This window comes from Methylomonas sp. BG-2 (assembly GCF_057766305.1).
This window is the reverse complement of the sequence record NZ_JBYMAP010000177.1, coordinates 1-8388: the sequence shown is the minus strand read 5'-3', so window position 1 is coordinate 8388 and position 8388 is coordinate 1. Positions and strand designations below refer to the sequence as shown.

Below are 8388 nucleotides of genomic sequence, written 5' to 3'. Positions count from 1 at the left end.
CAATCTGACCGTCTCCGACGCCGAAAACGATGTCGGCGATTGGAACGGCGCTTCGTTGACGGTGCAGCGCGGCAAGATCGGCGACGCCAGCATCGCCGATCCCAGCAGCAACGACGTGTTCAGTTTCAATGCCAGCGGTTTCACCGACACCGGCTCGGCGCTGCAAACCGGCGGTTCCACCACATTCGCCACTTACACCAATACCGGCGGCGTGTTGACGATCAGTTTTAATGCCAATGCCACCACGGCCTTGGTGCAGGCGGCGATGCGCGGTGTCCAGTATGCCAACAGCACGCCGTTCGGCGATGCCACGCTACGCTTCGCGTTGAATGACGGTAGCGACACGACCAACGCCGACGTCACGGTGACCAGCTCCAGCATTTACGTGACCCAGACCAGCGACGACAGCGGCAACGACGCCGCCGACGGTTTCGGATTGCGTGAAGCCTTGGCGCGCTCGGCGGCCCAGGCCGGCGCCGATAGCGTGATTCTGAGCAATTTGACCAGCGGCACCACGCTGACTCTGACCGGCTCCACCGCAAGCTTGGGCGCGGGCGATACCGTGAGCTTGCAAGGAGCGAAGACTGTCACGATTGCCGGCAGCGGCGGTGGCGGTTTGGTACTGGCCGGCTCCGGCACGTTGAATCTGATTGGTGCCAGTTCCGCCTTGATCGTGTCCGCCGATATATCCGGCGCCAGCGGCAATCTCATCAAAATGAACGGCGGCGCCTTGACGCTGTCGGGCAGCAATACCTACGGCGGTTCCACGACCTTAAGCAACGGCGCCATCGCGTTGAACGGCGGCGCGGCGATCCCCAACGCCAGCGCGCTGACCTTGGGTAACGGCGCCAGTCTGGCCGTGACGCTGGGCGCCGACGAAACCATCGGCTCGCTAAGCGGTAGCGGCGTGGTCGGCGGCTTCGATTTGAGCTCGTTCACGCTGACGACCGGCGGCGATAACACCTCGACCAGTTTCGACGGCGTATTGAGCGGGACCGGCGGCTTGACCAAGGCCGGCAGCGGCACCTTCACACTGAGCGGCGCCAACACCTACACCGGCGCGACCAGCGTGTCGGCCGGCACGCTGGCCTTGAGCGGCGGCAGTGCCTTGTCCGATACCAGCGCGGTCACCGTTACAGGCACGCTCAGTTTGAATGCCTCGGAGACGATAGGCTCGTTGGCCGGGGCCGGCAGCGTGGCGTTGGGGTCCAATACCTTGACCGCCGGCGGCAACAATGCCTCGACCACGTTTTCCGGCGGCATTTCCGGTAGCGGCGGATTCACCAAAGCCGGTAGCGGAACGCTGACTTGGTCGGGCACCAACACCTTCAGCGGCGCGCTGACCTTGAGCGGCGGCACGCTGCAAACCGCCAGTCTGGGCAGCGCCGGCTCGCTGGCGATGGACGGCGGCACCCTGGCCGCCAGCGCCGGCGGCATTAGCTCGTCGGTTGGGGTATCGGTCACCGCCAACGGCGGCGCTTTCGACACCACGGCCGGCAGCATCATTCTGAATGGTAATTTCAGCGGCTCCGGTGCCATCACGGTCGGCGGGGCGGCCGGCAATGTGTTGAAGCTGGCCGGCACCAACAGCGGCTTTAGCGGCGCGGTCACGTTGAATTCCACCATCATCGACATTGCCTCGGACAGCGCGTTGGGATCCGGCGCATTGACCTGGAACGGCGGCAAACTGCGCTCGACCACCACGACGCGGACGATCGGCAACGCGATCACGCTTGGCGGCGATGTGACAATGTCCGGCTCGTTTGCGTTGACTTTCACCGGCAACGTCGATTTCGGTAACGCGGCGCGGACTATCAATAGCGGCGTGGATAGCACATTCTCGGGCATCCTGAGTAACAGTAGCGGTCTGTTCACCAAGACCGGCAGCGGCACGATGACCTTGTCCGGCGCGAATACCTTGACCGGCGCGGTCACGCTGTCGGCCGGCGGCTTAACCTTGAATCACGGCAGCGCCATCGCCGACAATACCGCGGTTTCGGTCGGTGCCGGCACCACGCTGACGCTGGGCGCCGCCAAAACCATTGGTTCGCTGACCGGCTCCGGCAACATATCGCTCGGCGCTTTCACGTTGACGGCCGGGGATGGCGCCAACACCAGTTTTAGCGGTGTCATCAGCGGCAGCGGCGGTTTGACCAAAACCGGTTCCGGCAGCTTGACCCTGGGCGGTACCAATACCTACACCGGCGCGACGACGATCTCGGCCGGCACCCTGACCACCAGCGGCAACAACCGCATTGCCGACAGCTCGGCGGTGACGGTGGCCAGCGGCGCCAGCTTGACGCTGTCGTCGGCGACCGATCGGATCGGTTCGTTGGCCGGCGCCGGCGCGGTATCCTTGACCTCCAGCACCTTGGAGATCGGCGGCGACAACACCAGCACCAGTTTTACCGGCACGATCACCGGCAGCGGTGCCACCGTCGATAAAGTCGGCAGCGGGACGTTGACGCTGGCCCTGTCCGGCACGAACGCGTTGACCGCCTCGTCACATCTGAAAGCCTCCGGCGGTACGATGGTGCTGTCCGGCACGTTAACCGGCACGCCCGAGTTGGCGCTGAACGGCGGCTCTTACCAGTTGGCGTCGGCTATCAGCGTCGGTCAAATTTATAGCTATGCCGGCGGCAATATCGATCTGCAATCCTTCACGCTGACCAGCGATTCGGCATCGTCCGGATTGTTTTCCGGGGTGCTTAGCGGCAGCGGCGGCCTGACCAAACTCGGCAGCGGCGAATTGGATTTGTCCGGCGTCAATACCTATACCGGCGCCACGACGATTTCGGCGGGTACCTTGACCTTGTCCGGCAGCGGCGGGGTGTTGGCCGATACCACCGCGGTGACCGTGGCGTCCGGCGCCATACTCAATTTGCATGCCATCGACGACACGATAGGCTCGCTGGCCGGCGCCGGTACCGTGACGCTGAACAGCGGCACGCTGACGGTGGCCGGCAACGCATCGACCACGTTTTCCGGCATATTGCAGGACGGCGGAAACAGCGGCGGCTTCGCCAAGGCCGGCAGCGGTACCCTGACCTTGTCCGGCGCCAACACCTATACCGGCTCGACCGCGATAGACGCCGGTACCTTGCTGGTCACCGGCAGCCTGAACGGCGCCGGTGCCGGCGCGGTCAACGTAGCCAGCGGCGCCACGCTGGCCGGCACCGGCACCGTCAACGGCGGCCTGACCATCGCGTCGGGCGGCGCCTTGGCGCCGGGCGTGGCCGGCAGCAACGACGATGTCGGCACGCTGACCGTGACCGGCGGCTTGACGATTGCGTCCGGCGGCGGCTTGGCGGCTGATATTGCCGGTACGGCCAGCTACGATATTGTGGCGGTTAGCGGCGCGGTCAACGTCAGTGGCGCCACCTTGAGTTTGTCCGGCGCCCACGTCGCGACCAAATCGGCCAGCGGCGAAGCGTTCACGCTAATTACCAACGACGGCTCGGATGCGGTCGTCGGTACCTTCAGCGGTTTGGCGGCGGCCGGCACCATCACCTTCAACGCCGTGGCGCTGACCGCCAGTTACACGGCCGGCAGCAACAGCAACGATTTTCGCCTGACCGGTCCGGTCAATCAGGGGCCGGCGCTGGGCGGCACCTTTACCACCGCCGGCAGCGTCAACGACAACGCCACCACCACGCCGTTCGCCAACGTCACTTACAGCGACGCCGACGACAGCTCGGGCACGTTCACGTTGACGATTAGCTACACCGGCGCCAACGGCACGTTGAGAAGCGCCGGCGGCGGCTTGACCGGCTCGGCCGGCAGCTACACCTTGACCGCCAACAGTCCCGGCGCGCTGCAAACCTTGCTGCAAGCGTTGGTGTTTACCCCGACCGCCAACCAAGTCGCGCCGGCGAGTACCGTCCAGACCACGTTTACGTTAACCGGCAACGATGGCACCAGCAGCGGCTCCGCCAACAGCTCGACCGTGATCACCGCGACCTCGATCAACGACGCCCCGACCAATTTGCAACTTTCCGACGACGCGATCAGCGTGTTCGACGGACTCAACGCCACGGTCGGCACTTTGTCGGCGTCCGATGTCGATACCGGCCAGAGCTTGACCTACACGCTGGTCGGCGGCAGCGGCGATACCGATAACGCCAGTTTTACGATCAGCGGCACCACGTTGAGCGTCAACAATGTCGCGTTGACCGCCGGCCAAACCTATTCGATCCGGGTTCAAGCCGGCGACGGCACCGACTCGGTCGCGCAGGTCTTCACGATTACGGTTTCCAACGATTTGACCGTGACCGTCACCGCGATCGACGGCAACGCGGTCAGCAACTTCAACGCCGACACCGCCGACGGCGGCGGTCTGGACCTGCGGGAAGCACTGTATTACGCCGGCACCGTTGCCGGGCCGACCACGATCAACTTCGCCGACACCTTGAGCGGCACCATCACGCTGGGCGCGGCCTACACGGTGGCCGACGGCGTGACGCTGGCGATGAACAGCGATACCGACAGCCGCTCGCTGACGATCACCAGCCAGTCCTTGAATTTGGCCGGCGCGATCGGAGTCAGCGTCGGCACCGGCGATACGCTAACCATCAATTCCACGCTAGCCGACGACGGCAGTGTGGTGTCGGATTTAGCCAAGAGCGGCGCCGGCAAACTGGTGCTGGGCGGCACCAACAACACCGCGACCGGCGGTACCAGCGGCACCGGCTTGAACACCGCCAGCATCGCCGCCGGCACGTTGGCGGTGGGCGGCGACGCCAATCTGGGAACCGGAACCTTGACGCTGAACGGCGGCACCTTGCAGGTGACCGGCGGCTATCCGAACGCGATCGACAACGATATCGCGTTGGCGGCGAACAGCAGCATTCTGGTCGATACCGGCGCCTACCTGCAACACAGCGGCGTGCTGAGCGGCGGCGGCGAGTTGACCAAACTGGGCGGCTCCACGCTGGAACTGGCCGGCACTTCGGCGAATACCTACAGCGGCGGCACCGCGATCAGCGCCGGGTATCTGCTGACCAGCAAGAGCGGCGCGCTGGGCAGCGGCGCGGTGGTTATCGCCAACGGCGCTTCGTTGCATCTGCAAAGCGCGGAGACCTTCAGCAACGCTATTTCCGCCGCCGGCGTCGGCGCCGACACCAACGGCGCGATCCGCGCCCTCGGCGGCGACAACACCCTGAGCGGCCAAATCACGCTGACCGGCAACACCAAGATCGATACCGGCGGTAACACGCTGACCTTGTCCGGCGGCATCACCGACGGCGCCAACAGTTATGCGCTGACCCAGTTCTGGACCGGCACCTTGCTGCTGTCCGGCACCGGCGATTGGGACGGCGGTCTGGCCGTGACCGGCGGCACCGTGCGAACCCTGGGCGGCGCGGCGATCAAGGATGCTTGCGCGGTGACCTTGTCCGGCGCCGGGGCGCTAAGGATCAGCGCCAGCGAGACGATAGGCACCTTGTCCGGCGGCAGTTCGGCGGTGGCCGGCATTACCCTGGATAGCGGCACGGTGTTGACCGTCAATCAAGCAGCCGCCTGGAACTTTTCCGGCGCCATCGCCGGTGCCGGCGGTTTGACCAAGGCCGGCGCGGACGAGTTGGAACTGTCCGGGACCAACACGTATAGCGGTGCCACCACGGTAACCGACGGCACGTTGTCGGTTTCGGGCGGCGCCGGCATCGGCGACGATAGCGCGCTCGAAATTAGCGGCGGCGCCACGCTGTTTTTATACGATGACGAAACCGTCGGTTCCTTGTCCGGCGCCGGTAGCGTGACCTTAAACAGCGGTAGCCTGACGGTCGGCGGCAACAATGCCTCGACCAGCTTTTCCGGTCTGATCCAAGACGGAGTGACGGGCGGGGATTTGATTAAAACCGGTACCGGCGGCTTGACGCTGTCCGGCACTAACACCTACAGCGGCGCAACCGTCGTTCGCGACGGCGGCAGCCTGTCGATAGCTTCCGACGCCAACCTCGGCGGCGGCGATCTGACCTTGAATGCCGGCACGCTGACGATTACCGCCGCGACGACCATCGACAACGACGTGACGCTGATCGGCGCGGCGACCGTGTCGAACAGCGCGGCCGCGACCTTGTCCGGCGTGTTGTCCGGCAGCGGTTCCTTGACCAAGCAAGGCGGCGCGGCGCTGACGTTGTCCGGCGCCAATACCTACAGCGGCGCGACGACCGTGGCGGCCGGCACGCTGGCCGTGACCGGCGCGCTGGGCGGGACCAGCGGCGTTTCGGTGCAATCCGGGGCGACCCTGGCCGGCAGCGGCAGTGTGTTCGCGGTCAGTTCGACCAATCAATTGACGATACTGGACGGCGCGACGTTGACGCCCGGCGTGGCCGGCACCAATAACGGCATCGGCGTGTTGACCGTTAACGGCAATCTGCGGCTCAGCGGCGATTTGGCCGTCGAGGTCGGCGGCGACGGCGGCGTGGGTGGCACCGATTTCGACCAAGTCGTCGTCAACGGCGTCGTCAGCTTGAACGGCGGTTCGCTGAGCGTGAGCCGGGTGGGTGGCTACAGCGCCAGCAACGGCACCACCTACCGGATCATCGACAACGACGGCGCCGAGGCGGTGTCCGGCAGTGCCGGCATCTTCGACGGCATACCCGAGGGTAGCGACGCGACGTTGAACGGCGACATCTACACGGTGCGCTACGCCAGCGGCAGCGGCAACGACGTGGTGCTGACCGCGCTGGTCAACCCGCTGGTGACCGAAGTGTCGGCTTCGACCGCCAGCGGCAGCTACAAAGCCGGTGATACCGTGACCATCACAGTCACCTTCAACCGGGCCGTGACGGTGACCGGCACGCCGACCTTGGCGCTGAACACCGGCCGCAACGCCAGTTTCAGCGGCGGCTCGGGCAGCACCACGCTCAGTTTCAGCTATGTCCTGCAAGCCGGCGATACCAGCGCCGACCTGGATTACGCCGCGACCACCGCCTTGACCTTGAGCGGCGGCACGATACTCGACAGCTCCACCGGTCTGCCGGCGATATTGACCTTGGCCGCGCCCGGCGATCCCGATTCGTTGGGCGCCAACCGCGACATCGTCGTCGATACCGCCGCGCCGGCCGCGCCGAGTTTGAGCTTGACCAGCGACAGCGGCGCCAGCAACAGCGACGCGATCACCAACAGCGGCGCGGTGACGGTATCCGGCCTGGAAGGCGGCGCGAGCTGGCAATACAGCAGCGACGGTGGCACGAGTTGGACCACCGGCACCGGCGCCAGTTTTAGCGTCAGCGGCGACGGCGCCAAGTCGCTGCTAGTCCGGCAAACCGATGTCGCCGGCAATGTCTCGGCGAATTCCGCCGCGCTGGCCTTCACCCTGGACACAGTCTCCGCCGCGCCGAGTTTGGCGTTGGCCGAGGACAGCGGCGCCAGTGCCGGCGATGGCTTAACGAATAACGGCGTCGTCAACGCGGGCGGTCTGGAAACCGGCACGAGTTGGGAATACAGCATCGACGGCGGCACGACTTGGGTCGCAGGCAGCGCCACCAGCTTCAGCGTGGCCGGCGACGGCGCCAAGGCGGTGTTGGCGCGGCAGACCGATTTGGCCGGCAACGCCTCGGCTGAATCCAGCGTATTGACTTTCACGTTGGATACCGCCGGGCCGGCCGCGGCGACCGGGACCTTAAGCGTTGCCGAAAATGCCGCGAACGGCACCGCGGTTGGCAGCGTGGCGGCCAGCGATCCGCATGCGGTGGTTTACAGCCTGGTTGACGACGCCGACGGCCGCTTTGCGATTGACGCCGCCACCGGCGCGGTCAGCGTGGCCGACGGCGGCCAACTTAACTTCGAAGCCGCCGCCAGCCACGCGATTACCGTGCGCGCCACCGACGCGGCCGGCAACAGCCGCGATACCGAACTGACGGTCACTCTGACGAATGCCAACGATGCGCCGACCGGCACGTTGACGATACGCGGCACGTCGACCGCCGGCGAGACGCTGACGGTCGTCGATGCGTTGGATGACGCCGATGGCAAGGGCAGCGTCGTTTATACCTGGAAGGACGGCGACGGCAATGTTCTCGGCACCGGCGCCCGCTTGCTGCTGACCCAAGCCTTCGTCGATAAAACGATTAGTGTGACCGCCAGTTACACCGACGGTTTGAACAACGCCGAAGTAGTCACTTCCAGCCCGACAGCTGCGGTGGCGATCGGCATCGTCACCAACGCTACCCAAACCGTGGATTTCAACACCGGGTTCGGCGCCGGCCTGGGTGGCTTCGGCGGTTTGGGTGGCGCGTCGGGCGGTGCCGGCGGCAACACTCAAACCTCGGTTAATGCGATTACGCCGCTTGCGGTCGGTACCGGTGTTGGCGCGGGTGGCGTCGGCGGTACCGGCGTCGGCGGCGCGATTGGGCTGGGCGGCTCCGTCGGCGGTGGTCAGGCTGC

1 protein-coding gene is annotated in these 8388 nt (G+C 65.7%); it reads left to right on the top strand.

What is annotated here, in order from left to right:
- Positions 1-8388, top strand: an 8388-nt coding sequence (locus tag AC3B8H_RS15490; protein ID WP_488442445.1) for an autotransporter-associated beta strand repeat-containing protein, incomplete at both ends; no start/stop codon positions are given.